This is a genomic window from Stutzerimonas kirkiae, assembly GCF_004327335.1.
In the GTDB taxonomy this organism is placed as follows: Bacteria; Pseudomonadota; Gammaproteobacteria; order Pseudomonadales; family Pseudomonadaceae; genus Stutzerimonas; species Stutzerimonas kirkiae.
Window position 1 is genome coordinate 73353 of the sequence record NZ_QJUO01000004.1, and the last position, 16255, is coordinate 89607.

A 16255-nucleotide genomic window follows, 5' to 3' on the forward strand; every position below is an offset into this window, starting at 1 on the left:
GCTGGATTGCACCTATAATCGCGCCCGACTTCTCGCCCCCGGCCCCATCGCCGAACACGGAGCAACCCCATGAGCTACAGCAAGATCCCGGCCGGCAAAGACCTGCCAAACGACATCTACGTCGCCATCGAAATCCCGGCCAACCACGCGCCGATCAAATACGAGATCGATCACGACACCGACTCGCTGTTCGTCGATCGCTTCATGGCCACCCCGATGTTCTACCCGGCCAACTACGGCTTCATCCCCCACACCCTGGCCGACGATGGCGACCCGCTCGACGTGCTGGTGGTCACCCCCTACCCGGTCGCCCCCGGTTCGGTCATACGCGCCCGCCCGGTCGGCATCCTGCACATGACCGACGAAGCCGGCGGCGATGCCAAGCTGGTCGCCGTACCGCATGACAAGCTGACCACTATCTACAAGGACGTACAGGAATACACCGACCTGCCGCCGCTGCTGATCGAACAGATCAAGCACTTCTTCGAGAACTACAAGGACCTCGAAAAAGGCAAGTGGGTCAAGGTCGAGGGCTGGGGCGGCGCCAACGAGGCGCGCACGGCCATCACCAAGGCCGTGGCGGCCTACCAGAAGTAAGCCTCTACCGCGGAACGAGAGCCGGCTACCAGCCGGCTTTTTCATTTCCCATCGGGTAGGAGGCGGGGTCGCCCATCCCATCATCTCGCGATACCGGTAGCACATGGCAGGCCAAACAGATCTCCCTGGGTAATTCGCGCGACCTTCCTGCTTATGCCTGTCGGATTTACGTCGCAGCGTTCCGTGCAAGTATTGGGCTTTGCCAATCATGGCTACCTTACCCCGCTACGCCGCCTCTATCCGCTTCCTGTTCGTCAGGCCAGCATTTTGCCTTCGGCTTCCTTCAGACTCGCAGTCACCCACGACACCCTTGCCGTCCAGCTAACACTTCCCCTTGCCGGGTGTGTAGAGGACTTTCACCTTCAAGTCACCAACGAGGCCACCACAGCCAAGCTGGTTGCGCTCACGCGCAACGCGCCATGCCTGGCGCACAACGAAAAAGGCCGCTGCAAGCAGCGGCCTTTTCACGGAGGAGCGGCTCAGACGAGCTTTTCCAGCTCCGGTACTGCTTCGAACAGGTCGGCGACCAGGCCGTAGTCGGCCACCTGGAAGATCGGCGCATCCTCGTCCTTGTTGATCGCGACGATCACCTTGGAGTCCTTCATGCCCGCCAGGTGCTGGATGGCACCGGAAATGCCCACGGCGATATACAGTTGCGGCGCGACGATCTTGCCAGTCTGGCCGACCTGCATGTCGTTCGGCACGAAGCCGGCATCGACGGCGGCGCGGGAAGCGCCGACAGCGGCGCCCAGCTTGTCGGCCAGGGCGTACAGGTGCTTGAAGTTGTCGCCGTTCTGCAGGCCACGACCACCGGAAATGACGATCTTGGCCGCGGTCAGTTCGGGACGGTCGGAAGTCGCCAGTTCCTCGCCGACGAACGCCGACTTGCCGGCATCGCCGGTGCCACTCACAGGCTCGATGGCAGCCGAACCGCCCTCGGCGGCGACCGCGTCGAAGCCGGTGGCACGCACGGTGATCACCTTGACCGGAGCGCTGGACTGCACGGTGGCGATGGCGTTGCCTGCGTAGATCGGGCGCTTGAAGGTATCGGCAGCGACCACTTCGACGATCTCGGAGATCTGCTCCACATCCAGCAGCGCGGCGACGCGCGGCAGGTAGTTCTTGCCATTGGTGGTGGCCGGCGCCAGCACATGGCTGTAGCCCTTGGCCAGCCCGACGATCAGCGGCGCGACGTTTTCCGGCAGCAGGTTGGCATAGGCCGCATCATCGGCGACCAGCACCTTGCCCACACCCGCGACCTTGGCGGCGGCTTCGGCAACGGGGGCGACGCCCTGGCCGGCGACCAGCACGACGATCTCGCCGCCGATCTTCTGCGCGGCGGCAACGGTGTTCAGGGTGGCACCGGCCAATGCGCCGTTGCTGTGCTCAGCGATTACCAGGATTGCCATCTCAGATCACCTTCGCTTCGTTCTTCAGTTTCTCGACCAGTTCGGCAACCGAACCCACTTTGATACCGGCGCTGCGCGCGGCCGGCGCCTCGACCCTGACGGTCTTCAGCGTGGAAGCCAGGCTGACGCCCAGGGCGTCCGGGGTAACGGTCTCCAGCGGCTTCTTCTTGGCCTTCATGATGTTCGGCAGGGAAGCGTAGCGCGGCTCGTTCAAACGCAGGTCGGTGGTCACCACGGCCGGCAGGGCCAGGGAGACAGTCTGCAGGCCGCCGTCGATCTCGCGGGTGACGCTCAGCTTGTCGCCAGCCACTTCCACCTTGGAGGCGAAGGTGCCCTGGGCATAGCCGGTCAGCGCCGCCAGCATCTGGCCGGTCTGGTTGTTGTCGCTGTCGATGGATTGCTTGCCGAGGATCACCAGTTGCGGTTGCTCCTTGTCCACCACGGCCTTGAGCAGCTTGGCCACGGCCAGGGAGTTCAGCTCTTCGCCGCTCTCGACCAGCAGCGCACGATCCGCACCCAGCGCCAGGGCGGTACGCAGTTGCTCCTGCGCCGCGGCAGGGCCAATGGTGACGACGACGATCTCGCTCGCCACGCCTTTCTCTTTCAGGCGCACGGCCTCTTCGACGGCGATCTCGCAGAAGGGGTTCATCGACATCTTGACGTTGGCCAGGTCGACGCCGGAGTTGTCCGCCTTGACGCGAACCTTGACGTTGTAATCGACCACTCGTTTGACAGCTACAAGAATCTTCATGGATTCCTCGTTACTCTCCGGTGAATAGAATTCCGCCAAGGTGAGCCGAGAACGACTCGGCGCCGGAAACCGAAGGTTCCGTGGCAGGCGGTTGAAATACTCATGAGGCCATATCTGGTCGAAAGTGCTGCGAAATTCTCACCTACCGCTGGTAAATGCCGTCATTCCAGTACTTTCGCCCTGCCCTGGGCCATCCATCACTTTATTTCAACGGCATGCCAACCCGTCTGGCGAATGCAAACTGCCCGTATCTTGACTGCTGGTAATAAGCGGGTCAACAACGCAAATGCCTCGCTATAACCCTCAGAAGCCCGATAGTAGCAGGCTTTGTAAAAATTCAAACAAACGTTTGTATTGGACCCGATCGGGCGTACATATATAATGCGCGCCTCGACCCGCCAAGGACCGGTCCAGGTCGCCGACATCTACCTAGAAAACAAACGAGCCCTGATCAGGAGATAGCCCCATGGAACGCGAATACATGGAATTCGACGTCGTCATCGTCGGCGCCGGGCCGGCAGGCCTATCCGCCGCCTGCCGCCTCAAACAGGTCGCCGCCGAAGCGGGCCGGGAAGTCAGTGTCTGCGTCGTGGAAAAAGGCTCCGAGGTCGGCGCTCACATCCTCTCCGGGGCGGTATTCGAACCGCGTGCGCTGAACGAACTCTTCCCCGACTGGAAAGAGCTCGGCGCCCCGCTGAACACCCCGGTGAAACGCGATGATATCTATCTGCTGAGCAACGCGGAAAAAGCCATCAAGGTACCCAACGTCTTCGTGCCCAAGCCGATGCACAACGAAGGCAACTACATCATTTCCCTGGGCAACCTGTGCCGCTGGCTGGCCCAGCAGGCGGAAAACCTCGGCGTGGAAATCTACCCCGGCTTCGCCGCCCAGGAAGCGCTGATCGACGACGACGGCGTCGTACGCGGCATCGTCACCGGCGACCTGGGTGTCGATCGCGAAGGCAATCCCAAGGAAGGCATCTATACACCCGGCATGGAGCTGCGGGCCAAATACACCCTGTTCGCCGAAGGCTGCCGTGGCCATATCGGCAAGCAACTGATCAAACGCTTCCAGCTCAACGCCAATGCCGATCCGCAGCACTACGGCATCGGTATCAAGGAACTCTGGGAAATCGACCCGGCCAAGCACGAACAGGGGCTGGTCATCCACACCTCCGGCTGGCCGCTGGACAAGGACAACCCGGGCGGTTCCTTCCTCTATCACCTGGAGAACAACCAGGTGGTGGTCGGCCTGATCGTCGACCTGGCCTACAGCAACCCCCACCTCTCGCCCTTCGATGAATTCCAGCGCTACAAGCACCATCCGGTGGTCGCCCAGTACCTGGAGGGCGGCAAGCGCATCGCCTATGGTGCGCGCGCCCTGAGCAAGGGCGGCTTCAACTCGCTGCCGAAGATGGTCTTCCCCGGAGGCGCGCTGATCGGTTGCGACCTCGGCACCCTCAACGGCGCCAAGATCAAGGGCAGCCATACCGCCATGAAGTCCGGCATGCTCGCCGCCGAGGCCATCGTCCAGGCCCTTGGCGCGGAACGCGAGAACGACGAGCTGGAGAATTACGTCGAGGGCTTCAAGGCCAGTTGGCTGAACGAGGAGCTGTACCAGAGCCGCAACTTCGGCCCCGCCATGCACAAGTTCGGCCCGCTGTTCGGCCCCGCCTTCAGCTTCATCGAGCACAACCTGCTCGCTGGCAAGCTACCGTTCACCCTGCGCGATACGCGCCAGGATTATGCCTGCCTGCTAAAAGCGGCGGACGCCAGGAAGATCGACTACCCGAAACCGGACGGCAAACTCAGCTTCGACAAGCTCAGCTCGGTATTCCTCTCCAATACCAACCATGAAGAGGACCAGCCGATCCACCTCAAGCTGGCCGACCCGAACATCCCGATCGACAGCAACCTGCCGCTCTACGACGAGCCGGCCCAGCGCTATTGCCCGGCGGGGGTCTACGAAGTGGTCGACAATGACGACGGCGGCAAGCGCTTCCAGATCAACGCGCAGAACTGCGTGCACTGCAAGACCTGCGACATCAAGGACCCGGCGCAGAACATCACCTGGGTCGCCCCGGAAGGCACCGGCGGGCCGAACTACCCCAATATGTAATGGACAAACGAAGGCTCCCACTGGGAGCCTTCTTCATTTACAACCCCAACGAAGGCCGCCGACCATGAGTGACTCCAGACAGCGCTTCACCGACCGGGTACAGGACTATGTCAGGTTCCGTCCGAGCTACCCGGCCAGCCTGGTCGACTTTCTGCACGCGCATGGCGTGGAGCCGGCCGCCAAGATCGTCGACATCGGCGCCGGCACCGGTATCGCCAGCAAGCTGTTGCTGGATGCCAGGCATCCGCTGACCGCCGTCGAACCCAACGATGCCATGCGGGCCGCCGCGCAAGCCTGGCTGGGCGAATACCCGGGCTATACCAGCGTCACCGGCAGCGCCGAACACAGCGGCCTGCCGGACGCCTGCGCCGACCTCATCATCGCCGCCCAGGCCTTCCACTGGTTCGATCCGGACGGTTGCCGTCGGGAGTTCAAGCGCCTGCTGCGCCCGGACGGCCAGGTGGCGTTGTTCTGGAACAGCCGCCGTCTGCGCGGCAGCGCCTTCCTCGAAGGCTATGAAGACCTGCTGCGCCAGCACGGCACCGACTACACCGATGTGGCCGAGCGCTACCCCGATGCAGAGCAGGTCGCCGACTGGTTCCAGGGCGGACTGCAGACACAGACCTGCATCGACAATAGCCAGCGGCTGGATTACCAAAGCCTCAAGGGACGTCTGCTGTCCTCCTCCTACGCCCCAAAGCCGGATCACCCCGGCTATCCCGCCATGCTGGCGGCATTGGAAAGACTGTTCGACGAAACGCAACGGGACGGCCATATCGATTTCGACTACGACACCGAAGTCTATCTGGGCCGCCTGCCGTAACCGGGAGGATGGCGCGAAGCTGCCGACCTGTCGCCAGGAGCAAGCTTGTGGTGAGCAGGAGCGCCATGCTCTAATCGCGAAAAATTATCACTTCCACGCCAACCACATGTCCCCTCCCCGCCAGCAGCACCTCCACATCGAGCGTCTCTACCGCGAACAGCACCCCTCGCTGGTACGCTGGTTCCAGCGCCGCCTGGGCAGCCCCCAACAGGCGGCGGACCTGAGTCAGGACGCCTTCCTGCGGCTGTTGGAAAAGACCGACTTCGCCAACCACCCGACGCCCCTGTCATTCCTGAGGCTGGTGGCACGCGGACTACTGATCGATTTCTACCGACGCTCTGCGCTTGAACGCAGTTACCTGCACTACCTGGCCCAGCAACCACAGGACCTGCAGCCCGATCCCCAACAGCGGGTCGCCGACCTGCAACAGCTCCGCTTGATCGACAGCCAACTGGACGGGCTGCCCACCCGGGTCAAGCGCGCCTTCCTGCTGCACCGCCTGGCGGGCATGAGCCAGGCCAGGATCGCCGAGGAGCTTGGCCTCTCGCCGGCACGTATCCAGCAGTACCTGGCCAAGGCTACCCTGCACTGCTACAGGCTGCGCTTCGACGTTGAAAATGACTGAAATGCCGTTACCGGAAGAAATCGTCAAGGCTGCCATCGACTGGCAACTGAAACTGGATGCCCAGGGGCGGACGGACAGCCCTGAGCTGCGCCACTGGCTCGCCAGCGACCCGCGCCACCGCCAGGCCTGGCAACGGCTCGGCAGCCTTGGGCAGGACTTCTCGCGCCTGCCCGACGGGCAGCGCAAGGTGCTGCTGGACAGCCACGCGCCTTCGCCACGCCTGCGCCCCCATGGGCTGGCCGGGATTGCCCTGGCCATCACCTGCGGGCTGTTGCTCATGCACCGCCAACAGCCACTGCCCAGCCTGCTGGCCGACTACGCCAGCGGCACGGGGCAGGTGCGCGAAATCAGGCTGGAGGACGACAGCCGCGTGCTGCTCGGCCCGCGCAGTTGGATCGATATCGACTTCAACGACGGACAGCGCCTGGTCCTGCTGCGCCAGGGCCAGGTTTTCATCGAAACCGCCAAGGATGCCCGCCCCTTCGTGGTTCGCAGCGTCGATGGCAGCATGCGGGCGCTGGGCACCGTCTTCACGGTGCAGCGCGATGCACAAGGCAGCCATCTGGCGGTCAGCCAGTCGGCCGTTGCCGCCCAGGGGCGCCCCTCGGGCACGGAGGTCATCGTACGCGCCGGCGAAAGCATTGCCCTGCGCGATGGCGAACTCGGCCCTGTGCGGCCTGGCGCCAAGGGCGCCGACGCCTGGACACGCGGCATGCTACAAGCGGACGACCAACCCCTTGAGGACGTGCTGAGGGCGCTTGCCCACTACCGTCGCGCGCCCCTGAGCCTCGACCCGGCACTGGCCGGCCTGCGCGTCAGCGGCAGCTTCTCCCTGCACGACACGGACCGCACCCTGGAAGCGCTGGCCAGCGCCCTGCCAATCCGGGTCATCAGCTATGGAGGACTCTGGACACGGGTCGTCCCCAGCGCCGAACACTGACCCGGCGACGGCCAGGCACCAATGCGGCGCCGAATAAAAATACTCATCTCCCCCTATGGGTTCTCCCACTTCGTTCGGTACTTGAAGGGCCAACACCGAACAGGAACCCCTTCAATGCCTATCCCCATGAACCTGCGCCCCCTGGCGCTGAGCGTCGCCCTGGTGCTCACCGGCCTGCCCGCCGTGGCCGCGACGCAAACCTACGACATGCCCTCCGCGCCTCTCGGCCAGACACTGGCACAGATCGCCAGCAACGCCGGCCTGATCCTGGTCGTCAGCCCCGGCCTGGTGGCCAATATCCGCTCCAGCCCGGTACAGGGCGACCTCAGCCCCGAGCAGGCCCTGCGCCAGGCCATCGGCGATCATCCGATCCAATTGCAGAAGAATGCGAATGGCAGCTATGTCGCGCTTGCCAAGGGCGAAGACTCGGCACTGAACCTCGCCACCATCGATATATCGGGCAGCGACCTCCAGGGCCGGCTGATGACCGAAGGCAGCGGCTCCTACAGCACAGGCGCCGTTTCCGCCGGCGGTAAGGCGCCGCAAGCCCTGCGCGACATCCCCCAGTCGATTTCCGTGCTGACACGGCAGAACATCGAAGACCAGGGGATCACCAACATGGAGCAGGCACTGGACAAACTGACCGGTATCACAGTGGTTGGCGGCAACAGCGTCGATACCAAGTTCTACTCCCGAGGGTTCGAGGTCACCAGTGTGCAAACGGACGGGAGCGCCCCCGGCATCCGCCAGCAGAACTACCAGTCGCTGCCGGATATGGCGATCTACGATCATGTGGAAGTCCTGCGCGGCTCCGACGGTCTGTTCAGCGGCACAGGCGAACCCGGCGGCACCCTGAATCTGGTGCGCAAGAAGCCACTTTCGTACAACCAGATCAAGACAGCGACCTCGGTTGGAAGCTGGGACAACTATCGCCAGGAAGTCGACGTTACCGGCCCACTGGCCTTCGACGGGCGCCTGCGCGTCCGTGGCGTATTCGCCACGGAAGACCGCGATTACTTCTACGATACGACTAATAGCAGGAAGGAAACCTACTATGGGGTCCTTGAGGCCGACCTCACTCCCGACACACTGCTAACCCTGAGCGGCAGCCACCAGTGGCGCAAGATAAAGGGTTACTGGGACAGCGGCCTGCCACGCTACGACACCGGGGAAGACATCGGTCTATCGCGCGATACCTCGCTGGCGGCCGACTGGTCCACTGCCAACTACGCAACCGACGAAATCTTCGTAAAGCTTGAGCACACTTTCAACGAAAACTGGAAAGTCAACGGCAGCTACACCCGCTACAGCCAGGACATCACCCATAACATCGGGCAGGCAACCGGCACCATCGACAGCACCACGGGCCAAGGCTCGCTGTTCTCCCGCTGGGGCCGTGACTACTCCATCGATCAAGACCTTTACGACGCCAACATTTCGGGCCACTTGCAGGCGTTCGGCCTCGAGCACGAGGTTCTGTTCGGCATTGACCACCAGGAGACCCGGCGAGGCTTCGAATCGTATCGCCTGGGCATGGCCAACATTGCGGTCGACCCGCGCCAGAACGACATTGACGACCAGCCAATGGGCGCCATGCCAGGCATTTACATTACCTTCCCAGCGTGGAACCAGCGCAAGAGCGGCGCCTACGCGACACTACGCGCGCAACTGGCCGAACCACTCAAGCTGATCGTCGGCGCTCGCTACTCCGACTACAACGACAACATCTTTAGCGTGCTTCCAGCCTACAACCTGGATTACCCCACGGGTGGAAAAGACAGTGGCGTCATCACACCGTTCGGCGGCCTGGTCTACACCGTTAACGATCAGTGGTCGGTCTATACCAGTTACAGCCAGATCTACACCCCACAGACCACCTATCTGAACAGCGGTCATCAATCACTCAAGCCAATGACCGGCGATACCTACGAACTCGGCAGCAAAGCCGAGCTGTTCAACAAGAAGGCCAACCTTTCACTCGCGGTGTACTACACCAAGCGCGAAAATGAGGCCATGCAGCTTTATTCGGAAACTGTAGCCAATACCGCCAACCCATGCTGCTATGAAGCGGCTGGCAAGATCGTCAGCAAAGGCATTGATGTCGAGATCACCGGCGAGCTTCTGCCAGACTGGCAGATCGGTGCCGGCTATACCTTCAACATCAACGAGCAGGTCAAGACCAGTACTGCCTCGAACCGTGGCAAGCCGCTCAGTACGCAGACGCCCAAGCATCTGCTCAAAGTGTTCACCAGCTATCGCCTCCCTGGCGGCCTTGACCACTGGAAAGTCGGGCTGGGCGCCAATATCCAGAGTCGTAACTATGTGAGCGGAACTTCATCGGTCAAGGATACTTTTGGTAATACGATCGACACTAGCGTTCCGTACAACTACGAACAACCGGGCTACGCCGTCTGGAATGCTCTGCTGGACTACAGGATCGATAACCACTGGAGCACGTCGCTCAACGTCAACAATATATTCGACAAAAAGTACTACCGGACCGTAGGCAGCAACAGCATCGACAACTGGTATGGCGATCCGCGCAATTTCACACTGACGCTGCGCGGCACCTTCTGAACACCGGAAGCCGTTGCCCTCACTACCAGAGCCTCTCGCATCTTTTCCACAAAGGTGCGAGGACCGCACCGGCTTATCCCCGCCCTGGCGTTCGGCCCAGCGGGGCACTTGCGATCGAGTATTCCCCATGGAGCACGATCGCAAGCGCGCCAGTATCCCGGCCCGCCAGCCCATGGCCAACCACGAAGAGAAATACATCCATACATTTTTTTATCCCGGAGGGTGCGGGTTTTCCGCATCTCATCCGTCTTTACCTATAGAGATCGGCAAATTCGCGCCGGCCCCGTTAAAGAAGACGTTTGGCCTGCCACGGCACAGGCCCTGTCTGGCCAGAGGGATCGCAATGATTTTTCAGAACACCCCCAACCACGCCCTGCGGCAACTCCTCAACGAGGCAGGCTTGAAAGTCAGCCTGCCTCGCCTGAAAGTACTGGCATTGTTCAGGGACCATGCCCTGGCGTCCGACGGCCTGTCCTGCAAGGAGCTGCACAGCCTGCTGGTGGAGACGGGCACGCCCGTTTCGTTGCTCTGCGTCCGCCAGATGCTGCCGCGCCTGTGCAACAGCAACCTGCTGACTTGCGACAACGACAAGACCTATCGGCTGAATAGCGAGGTACTGGCCGAGGTGGCCGATCAGCCGCAACCGGAACGAAGGCTGGTCGCCAACGCCTGAACAGCCTGGCAGGCCTCAGAACCTGTTCACGATCTCGCGAGCTAGAGCCGCACTGGAAGTGCGTTAGCCGCAAGCGGCTTGCCGAGCCTGTTCTAACGCAGCATGGCCGACGCACAGCAGATCGTGAACAGGTTCTCAGGCTCGACAGATGGGAAAGAACACCCCCGCGCTCCAGACGCCCAGCCAGGGCACCTCATCCACCTCATGGGCCACGGCCAGTTCCGCCAACTGGTAGAAGACACTCCGCAGGATCAGGGCCTCCAGATTCGCCCGGACATGCACATAGGGCGACGGCTCGCCGCTGAGCGGATCACTGTCGAAACGCAAGGGATGCTCATGGCCGGCCTGCACCTGGTCACCGACCTGGGTCACGAAGCTCAGTACCTGCTGCTCCCCGGTACCGCTGACCGCCAGGCCGATCGCGACGAACGGCGCGTCATCGACCTGGATACCGACCTTCTCCACCGGCGTCACCAGGAAATAGTCGTCGCCGTCACGCCGGATGATGCTGGAGAACAACCTGACCATGGCCTCGCGGCCAATGGGCGTGCCCATGTAGTACCAGGTTCCATCGCGGGCGATACGCATATCGATATCGCCACAGAAGGCGGGATTCCATAGATGCACAGGCGCAGACCCCTTTCGTGCGCCAGCGGGAATCTGCCCCAGCAGCGTGTCGGCCTTGCCCGAATCCCCCATGCCGATCCCTCTCGTCACCAGCGTCGCAACAGGCCCTAGCGCCCAACGCCCAGCAAGCGCCTGGCGTAATCCTTGAAAGGTGGCCCCAACAGCTCCTGTGGCTTGGTGTCGTAGGAGGTCAGCAGCCCGCTGCGCGTACGGATATGGGCGGTATCGACCATATAGTGGGTATTGGTTTCCAGCAGCATCAACTGGATATTGCCCGTATCGAAACCGAAGCGTGAGGCATCGCGCTGGTCATCCCACTCTTCCCAGGTGCCGATACGGTCATCGGCCACGGCGAAGCGGGTATACAGCAGATAATGCGCACCGAAGGAGCGGGCCTCCGCCATCGCCTCTTCCAGCCCGAGCGGGGCCGCGGCGCGGCGCAGCCTGGGGAAATACTCGACGAAACCGTTGAAGGCCTGCTCGGCCAGCAGATTCGGCCGGGGCTGGGTATTGCCCACCGGGTTGAAATGCCCCTGGGCGATATAGATGAAGGAATCGGGCTGCAAGCGCCAGGGGCTGGCACGGCGAATATCGCTGTGATCGAGAATACCGGCATCACGCAGATGCTCACGACTGCCCTCGGCCATGTCGCTGACTTTCATGCAGCCGCCCAGCACCATGAGCAGCAGTGATGCAATGAGGATTCGCATACGGGGAACTCCCACAGATGAAGCAGCGGCAAGCGGCAAGCTGCAAGCCAGGAGCGAGCATAATAGCCTCAACTTGCCGTTTGAAGCTTGAGCTACGTAGCCTAGTCGCGCTTGCGCTTGTTACCCATGCGCACACCGATATCCATCAGGAACTGGAAGAAACCGTCCTGATCCTCCAGCACATTGCTCCAGAACGGCGAGTGATACAACGCCACGGCGCCATGCACCAGCGCCCAGGCCGCGCAGTAATGGAAATACGGCGGCACGTCTTCCAGCTTGCCAGCGGCGATACGTTCCTTGATCAGTTGCGTCAGGTGTTCGAAGTTGGAGGCACGGATACGATGCAGTTCCTCGACCATTTCCGGCACCTGGTTGCTCTTGACCACTTTTTCTTCCAGACGGTCGAACAGGCGGTAACGCTGGGGGTCGCGCATGCGGAATTCGAAATAGGCGCGTGACAGGGCTTCCTTGTCATGCTCCAGCTCGGGCGAATGCAGCAACTGGTTGAGATCGCGCTCATAGTCGAGCATCAGCCGCAGGTAGATCTCGGCCTTGGACTTGAAATGCTTGTAGATGGTGCCCTTGCCAATGCCAACGGTGTCGGCGATGGTTTCCACCGTCACCCGGTCTTCACCCTCGTCGAGAAAGAGCTGCAGTGCCGTATCGAGGATTTCCTGTTCGCGCCGTCGAAACTCACGGACCTTTCGAGGTTCATTCTGCATAGGGAAGAAACTGCGGCTTCTGCATCAGGGCTGATTATTATGCCTATCCATTGGAAAAATGCACGGGACACGGAGCAATGAACGAGCACTTCCCACAACCTGACGGGCTGCGCTACCTGAACCATGCAGCCGTCGCCCCCTGGCCACAATGCGCCGCCCGGGCAGTCAGTGCCTTCGCCGCGGAAAACGCACGGCTCGGCGCGCGCGACTATCCGCAGTGGCTGCGCACCGAACAGCGCCTGCGCGAGCGCCTCGCCCGCCTGCTCAACGCCCCCGGCACGGCCGATATCGCGCTGGTCAAGAACACCTCCGAGGCGCTGTCCTTTGTCGCCTTCGGGCTGGACTGGAGGGCCGGCGACCAGATCATCATCAGCGACGAGGAATTCCCTTCCAACCGTGTCGTATGGGAAGCCTTGCGCCCACGAGGAGTGGAAGTCGTCCAGGTCAGCCTGAAAGGCCCGTCCCCCGAAGCCGACCTGCTCGCCGCCTGCGGCCCACGCACGCGGCTGATGGCCATCAGCGCGGTGCAATACGCCAGCGGCCTGCGCCTCGACCTGCAACGCCTGGGCGAAGGGTGCGAGCAACTGGGCGTGCTGCTGTGCATCGACGCCATCCAGCAACTGGGGGCGCTGCCGTTCGATGTGCGGCAGAACCGCTGCGCCTTCGCCATGGCTGACGGCCACAAATGGATGCTCGGGCCGGAGGGGCTGGGCGTGTTCTACTGTCGCAGCGACCTGCGCGAACGCCTCGAGCTGCACGAATACGGCTGGCATATGCTGGAAAACGCCGGCGACTACGATCGCCAGGAGTGGAAGCCCGCGCGCACGGCCAGGCGTTTCGAATGTGGCAGCCCCAATATGCTCGGCGCCGTGGCACTGGAAGCCAGCCTTTCACTGCTGGAAGAGGTGTCCATTGCCCAGGTGGGAAAATCCATCGCGCAACGCATCGAACACCTGCGGCGGGAACTCGGAAACATCGCCGGACTGCAGCTTCTCAGCCCCTCGGAGCCCGCCCGTCGCTCCGGCATTCTCACCTTCCGCCTGGACGGCTGGGACAATGGCGAACTCTTCGAACGGCTGAAGGCCGAGCAGGTCGTTTGCGCCCAGCGCGGCGGCGGCATCCGCTTTTCTCCGCACTTCTACACCCCGGAAGAAGTGATCGAGGACAGCATCACCATCGTCCGGAAGTTGGCGTCCGGGCGCTGACACATCCGGACGCCAACAGAAAAGACCCGCAGGGCAGCCACCCGGGAGGGCGGGTTGCAAAACACCGGGAAGCGACAATACTTGCAGCTACCGGCCTGTCATTTCCCCCGACTGCCAGGCTGGCTGGGCGCACGGGGAACGTGCGTCCATTCCTGATGGTCTTTGACCCGGCCTCCCGTCCGGGTTCTTTTTATCCGTCGGCAGTCGCAGAGGCCTGGCGCAAGCGATAGCAGAGCCAGATGAAGCCAACCCAGAACGGCAAGGCGAACACCGACAGGCGGATACCGGGAATCAGTGCCATGGTGCCCAGCAGGAAGACCACGAATGCCAGGCACAGGTAATTGCCGAAGGGGAACCAGAAGGCCTTGAAGCCGGGTTCCACACCTTGCGCCCGCATGCTCTTGCGAAACCTCAGGTGGGCCAGGCTGATCATCGTCCAGTTGATCACCAACGCCGCCACCGCCAGCGTCATCAACAACTCCAGCGCACCCTGCGGGAACAGGAAATTGACCAGCACGCAGATCAGCGTCATGGCCGCCGAAACCGCGATACCCAGCACAGGCACGCCGCGCTGGTTGAGCTTCATCAATGCACGCGGCGCATCTCCTTGCGCGGCCAGCCCGTAGAGCATGCGGCTGTTGCAATAGACACCGCTGTTGTAGACCGACAGCGCGGCAGTCAGCACCACGAAGTTGAGGATATGCGCCGCCGTGTCGCTGCCGATCAGCGCGAACACCTGCACGAAGGGGCTACCGCTGTAGGGGTCGCCGGCCGAACCGAGGATTTCCAGCAGGCGATCCCAGGGGTAGAGCGCCAGCAGCAGGCCAAGGGCGCCGATATAGAAGATCAGGATGCGATAGACCACCTGATTGACCGCCTTGGGAATCACCTGGCGCGGATTGCTCGCCTCGGCGGCAGTGATACCGACCAACTCCAGCCCACCGAAGGAGAACATGATGATCGCCAGCACCATCACCAGGCCGCTGACGCCGTTGGGGAAGAATCCTCCATGCTGCCAGAGGTTGGCGACACTGGCCTGCTCGCCGCCCCTGCCGCTGAACAGCAGGTAGCTACCCAGCAGGATCATGCCAACGATGGCCGCCACCTTGACGATGGCGAACCAGAACTCCGTCTCGCCGAAAACCCGCACATTGTTCAGATTGATCAGGTTGACCGCGCCGAAGAACAGCATGGCCGTCGCCCAGGTCGGCACCTCGGGCCACCAGTACTGCACATACTTGCCGACCGCGGTCAGTTCCGCCATGCCGACCAGCACATACAGCGCCCAGTAGTTCCAGCCCGCCAGGAAACCCGCATAAGGCCCCCAGTATTTATGCGCGAAATGGCTGAAGGAACCGGCCACCGGCTCCTCGACGATCATCTCGCCCAACTGGCGCATGATCAGGAAGGCGATGAAACCGCCGATCGCGTAGCCGAGGATCATCGACGGGCCGGCGGACTTGAGCACCCCGGCCGAGCCGAGGAACAACCCCGTACCGATGGCACCGCCCAGGGCGATCAATTGGATATGACGGTTCTGCAGGCCGCGCTTGAGCGCCCCAGTGTGCAAAGAGTCCGATTGCATCGGGTTACGCCTTGTCGGATTCAGGAAAGGACCGGCCTTGCGGTGCGGTCGTCAGACGGCCACACGAGCCAGGGGAAACAACCGACGGAAGTTCACTCCGGTCTGCTCGACCAGCCGCTCGTAGCTCTCCCCGCGCAACATGGCGAGAAAAGTCGCGACCTCATGCACATATTGCGGCAGGTTCGGCTTGCCCCGGTGCGGCATGGGTGCCAGGTAGGGCGAGTCGGTTTCCACCAGCAGGCGGTCCGCCGGCACCTGGCGGGCCACATCGCGCAGCGCGTCGGCATTGCGGAAGGTGACGATGCCCGAGAGGGAAATATAGTAGCCGAGGTCCAGCGCCGCCCTGGCCATCTCCCAGTCCTCGGTGAAACAGTGCAACACGCCGGCCTGCGGCAGATCGGCTTCGCGCAACAGGGCCAGGGTATCGGCCCGCGCCGCCCGCGTATGCACGATCACCGGCTTGCCGGTGATACGTGCAGCCTCCAGGTGCAGGCGGAAAGAGCCCCGCTGCTGCTCGGCGGCTTCCGGCTGGTAGTGGTAGTCCAGCCCGGTCTCGCCGATGGCCACCACATGCGGGTGTTCGAGTTCGTGCAGCAGCCAGTCCAGGCCCGGCCCGCCATCGGCCTCGAGATCGAGCGGATGGATACCGACCGAGCAGTCCACATCGGCATAGCGCTCGCTCAGCGCCTTGACCGAGGCAGCGTTCTCGGCACTGACGCCTATACAGAGGAAATGCCCGACACCACAGCGCCTGGCCGAATCCAGTGCTGCATCCAGCGAGCCATCGAAAACACTCAGGTCAAGCCGATCGAGATGGCAGTGGGAATCTATCAACATGCGCGTCAGTAACCGAAAACATCAGGGAGCGGGATTGTAGCAAGCCTCAGGCCGT

15 protein-coding genes are annotated in these 16255 nt (G+C 62.4%); 8 read left to right on the plus strand and 7 right to left on the minus strand.

All coding sequences use genetic code 11. The annotated features are described in order from the left end of the window. Nucleotides 1-69 precede the first annotated feature (69 nt). Entirely contained in the window at nt 70-597 is a 528-nt protein-coding gene (gene ppa, locus DNJ95_RS04155; protein WP_131183462.1) for an inorganic diphosphatase, read from the plus strand. A gap of 479 nt (nt 598-1076) precedes the next feature. On the opposite strand, the gene DNJ95_RS04160 is transcribed toward ppa, so the two are convergent. Together DNJ95_RS04160 and DNJ95_RS04165 are read right to left on the minus strand one after the other, a co-directional pair. Beyond that, entirely contained in the window at nt 1077-2006 is a 930-nt protein-coding gene (locus tag DNJ95_RS04160) for an electron transfer flavoprotein subunit alpha/FixB family protein (RefSeq protein WP_131183463.1), read from the minus strand. A gap of 1 nt (nt 2007) precedes the next feature. Then, nucleotides 2008-2757: an electron transfer flavoprotein subunit beta/FixA family protein gene (locus tag DNJ95_RS04165; RefSeq protein ID WP_131183464.1), complete on the minus strand. Its 750-nt coding sequence runs from the start codon at nt 2755-2757 to the stop codon at nt 2008-2010. A 466-nt stretch (nt 2758-3223) separates the two neighbouring features. Between DNJ95_RS04165 and DNJ95_RS04170 the strand changes: the two genes are divergently transcribed. From DNJ95_RS04170 to DNJ95_RS04195, 6 genes are all read left to right on the plus strand, one after another. Then, nucleotides 3224-4876 carry an electron transfer flavoprotein-ubiquinone oxidoreductase gene (locus DNJ95_RS04170; RefSeq protein ID WP_131183465.1) on the plus strand — a complete coding sequence of 551 codons (1653 nt, stop codon included), beginning with the start codon at nt 3224-3226 and terminating at the stop codon, nt 4874-4876. A 64-nt stretch (nt 4877-4940) separates the two neighbouring features. Continuing rightward, nucleotides 4941-5699 (plus strand): class I SAM-dependent methyltransferase, encoded by a 759-nt coding sequence (locus DNJ95_RS04175; RefSeq protein ID WP_131183466.1) that lies wholly within the window; start codon nt 4941-4943, stop codon nt 5697-5699. A gap of 106 nt (nt 5700-5805) precedes the next feature. After that, nucleotides 5806-6324 carry a sigma-70 family RNA polymerase sigma factor gene (locus tag DNJ95_RS04180; protein WP_131183467.1) on the plus strand — a complete coding sequence of 173 codons (519 nt, stop codon included), beginning with the start codon at nt 5806-5808 and terminating at the stop codon, nt 6322-6324. Continuing rightward, nucleotides 6317-7264, plus strand: coding sequence for a FecR domain-containing protein (locus DNJ95_RS04185; protein ID WP_131183468.1), 948 nt, complete (start codon nt 6317-6319; stop codon nt 7262-7264). Before DNJ95_RS04180 ends, DNJ95_RS04185 begins: the two co-directional genes overlap by 8 nt. 114 nt (nt 7265-7378) lie before the next feature. Then, on the plus strand, nt 7379-9841 hold the full coding sequence (locus DNJ95_RS04190; RefSeq protein ID WP_165491584.1) for a TonB-dependent siderophore receptor: 2463 nt from the start codon (nt 7379-7381) through the stop codon (nt 9839-9841). A gap of 343 nt (nt 9842-10184) precedes the next feature. After that, complete coding sequence (locus tag DNJ95_RS04195; protein WP_131183470.1) at nt 10185-10514, plus strand: transcriptional repressor; 330 nt, start codon at nt 10185-10187, stop codon at nt 10512-10514. A 135-nt stretch (nt 10515-10649) separates the two neighbouring features. On the opposite strand, the gene DNJ95_RS04200 is transcribed toward DNJ95_RS04195, so the two are convergent. The 3 genes from DNJ95_RS04200 to DNJ95_RS04210 all read right to left on the minus strand — a co-directional run bounded on the left by DNJ95_RS04200 (nt 10650) and on the right by DNJ95_RS04210 (nt 12573). Continuing rightward, nucleotides 10650-11213 carry a DUF1285 domain-containing protein gene (locus DNJ95_RS04200; protein WP_131183547.1) on the minus strand — a complete coding sequence of 188 codons (564 nt, stop codon included), beginning with the start codon at nt 11211-11213 and terminating at the stop codon, nt 10650-10652. 35 nt (nt 11214-11248) lie between these two features. Then, nucleotides 11249-11851 (minus strand): DUF4823 domain-containing protein, encoded by a 603-nt coding sequence (locus DNJ95_RS04205; protein WP_131183471.1) that lies wholly within the window; start codon nt 11849-11851, stop codon nt 11249-11251. Between the two features lie 101 nt (nt 11852-11952). After that, nucleotides 11953-12573, minus strand: coding sequence for a TetR/AcrR family transcriptional regulator (locus DNJ95_RS04210; RefSeq protein ID WP_131183472.1), 621 nt, complete (start codon nt 12571-12573; stop codon nt 11953-11955). Nucleotides 12574-12650: 77 nt separating this feature from the next. Between DNJ95_RS04210 and DNJ95_RS04215 the strand changes: the two genes are divergently transcribed. Beyond that, nucleotides 12651-13778: an aminotransferase class V-fold PLP-dependent enzyme gene (locus tag DNJ95_RS04215; RefSeq protein ID WP_131183473.1), complete on the plus strand. Its 1128-nt coding sequence runs from the start codon at nt 12651-12653 to the stop codon at nt 13776-13778. Between the two features lie 190 nt (nt 13779-13968). On the opposite strand, the gene DNJ95_RS04220 is transcribed toward DNJ95_RS04215, so the two are convergent. Then, entirely contained in the window at nt 13969-15363 is a 1395-nt protein-coding gene (locus DNJ95_RS04220) for an amino acid permease (protein ID WP_131183474.1), read from the minus strand. Nucleotides 15364-15414: 51 nt separating this feature from the next. After that, nucleotides 15415-16200, minus strand: a complete 786-nt coding sequence (locus tag DNJ95_RS04225; RefSeq protein ID WP_131183475.1) for a TatD family hydrolase — start codon at nt 16198-16200, stop codon at nt 15415-15417. Between the last annotated feature and the right edge of the window lie 55 nt (nt 16201-16255).

Bases quoted from the DNA above. Each gene is read 5' to 3' on its own strand.
- DNJ95_RS04170 (WP_131183465.1), top strand. From the start codon at position 3,224: ATGGAACGCGAATACATGGAATTCGACGTCGTCATCGTCGGCGCCGGG.
- DNJ95_RS04185 (WP_131183468.1), top strand. From the start codon at position 6,317: ATGACTGAAATGCCGTTACCGGAAGAAATCGTCAAGGCTGCCATCGAC.
- DNJ95_RS04225 (WP_131183475.1), bottom strand. From the start codon at position 16,200: ATGTTGATAGATTCCCACTGCCATCTCGATCGGCTTGACCTGAGTGTT.
- DNJ95_RS04220 (WP_131183474.1), bottom strand. From the start codon at position 15,363: ATGCAATCGGACTCTTTGCACACTGGGGCGCTCAAGCGCGGCCTGCAG.
- DNJ95_RS04200 (WP_131183547.1), bottom strand. From the start codon at position 11,213: ATGGGGGATTCGGGCAAGGCCGACACGCTGCTGGGGCAGATTCCCGCT.
- DNJ95_RS04165 (WP_131183464.1), bottom strand. From the start codon at position 2,757: ATGAAGATTCTTGTAGCTGTCAAACGAGTGGTCGATTACAACGTCAAG.
- DNJ95_RS04180 (WP_131183467.1), top strand. From the start codon at position 5,806: ATGTCCCCTCCCCGCCAGCAGCACCTCCACATCGAGCGTCTCTACCGC.
- DNJ95_RS04190 (WP_165491584.1), top strand. From the start codon at position 7,379: ATGCCTATCCCCATGAACCTGCGCCCCCTGGCGCTGAGCGTCGCCCTG.
- DNJ95_RS04210 (WP_131183472.1), bottom strand. From the start codon at position 12,573: ATGCAGAATGAACCTCGAAAGGTCCGTGAGTTTCGACGGCGCGAACAG.
- DNJ95_RS04175 (WP_131183466.1), top strand. From the start codon at position 4,941: ATGAGTGACTCCAGACAGCGCTTCACCGACCGGGTACAGGACTATGTC.
- DNJ95_RS04205 (WP_131183471.1), bottom strand. From the start codon at position 11,851: ATGCGAATCCTCATTGCATCACTGCTGCTCATGGTGCTGGGCGGCTGC.
- DNJ95_RS04215 (WP_131183473.1), top strand. From the start codon at position 12,651: ATGAACGAGCACTTCCCACAACCTGACGGGCTGCGCTACCTGAACCAT.
- DNJ95_RS04195 (WP_131183470.1), top strand. From the start codon at position 10,185: ATGATTTTTCAGAACACCCCCAACCACGCCCTGCGGCAACTCCTCAAC.
- DNJ95_RS04160 (WP_131183463.1), bottom strand. From the start codon at position 2,006: ATGGCAATCCTGGTAATCGCTGAGCACAGCAACGGCGCATTGGCCGGT.
- ppa (WP_131183462.1), top strand. From the start codon at position 70: ATGAGCTACAGCAAGATCCCGGCCGGCAAAGACCTGCCAAACGACATC.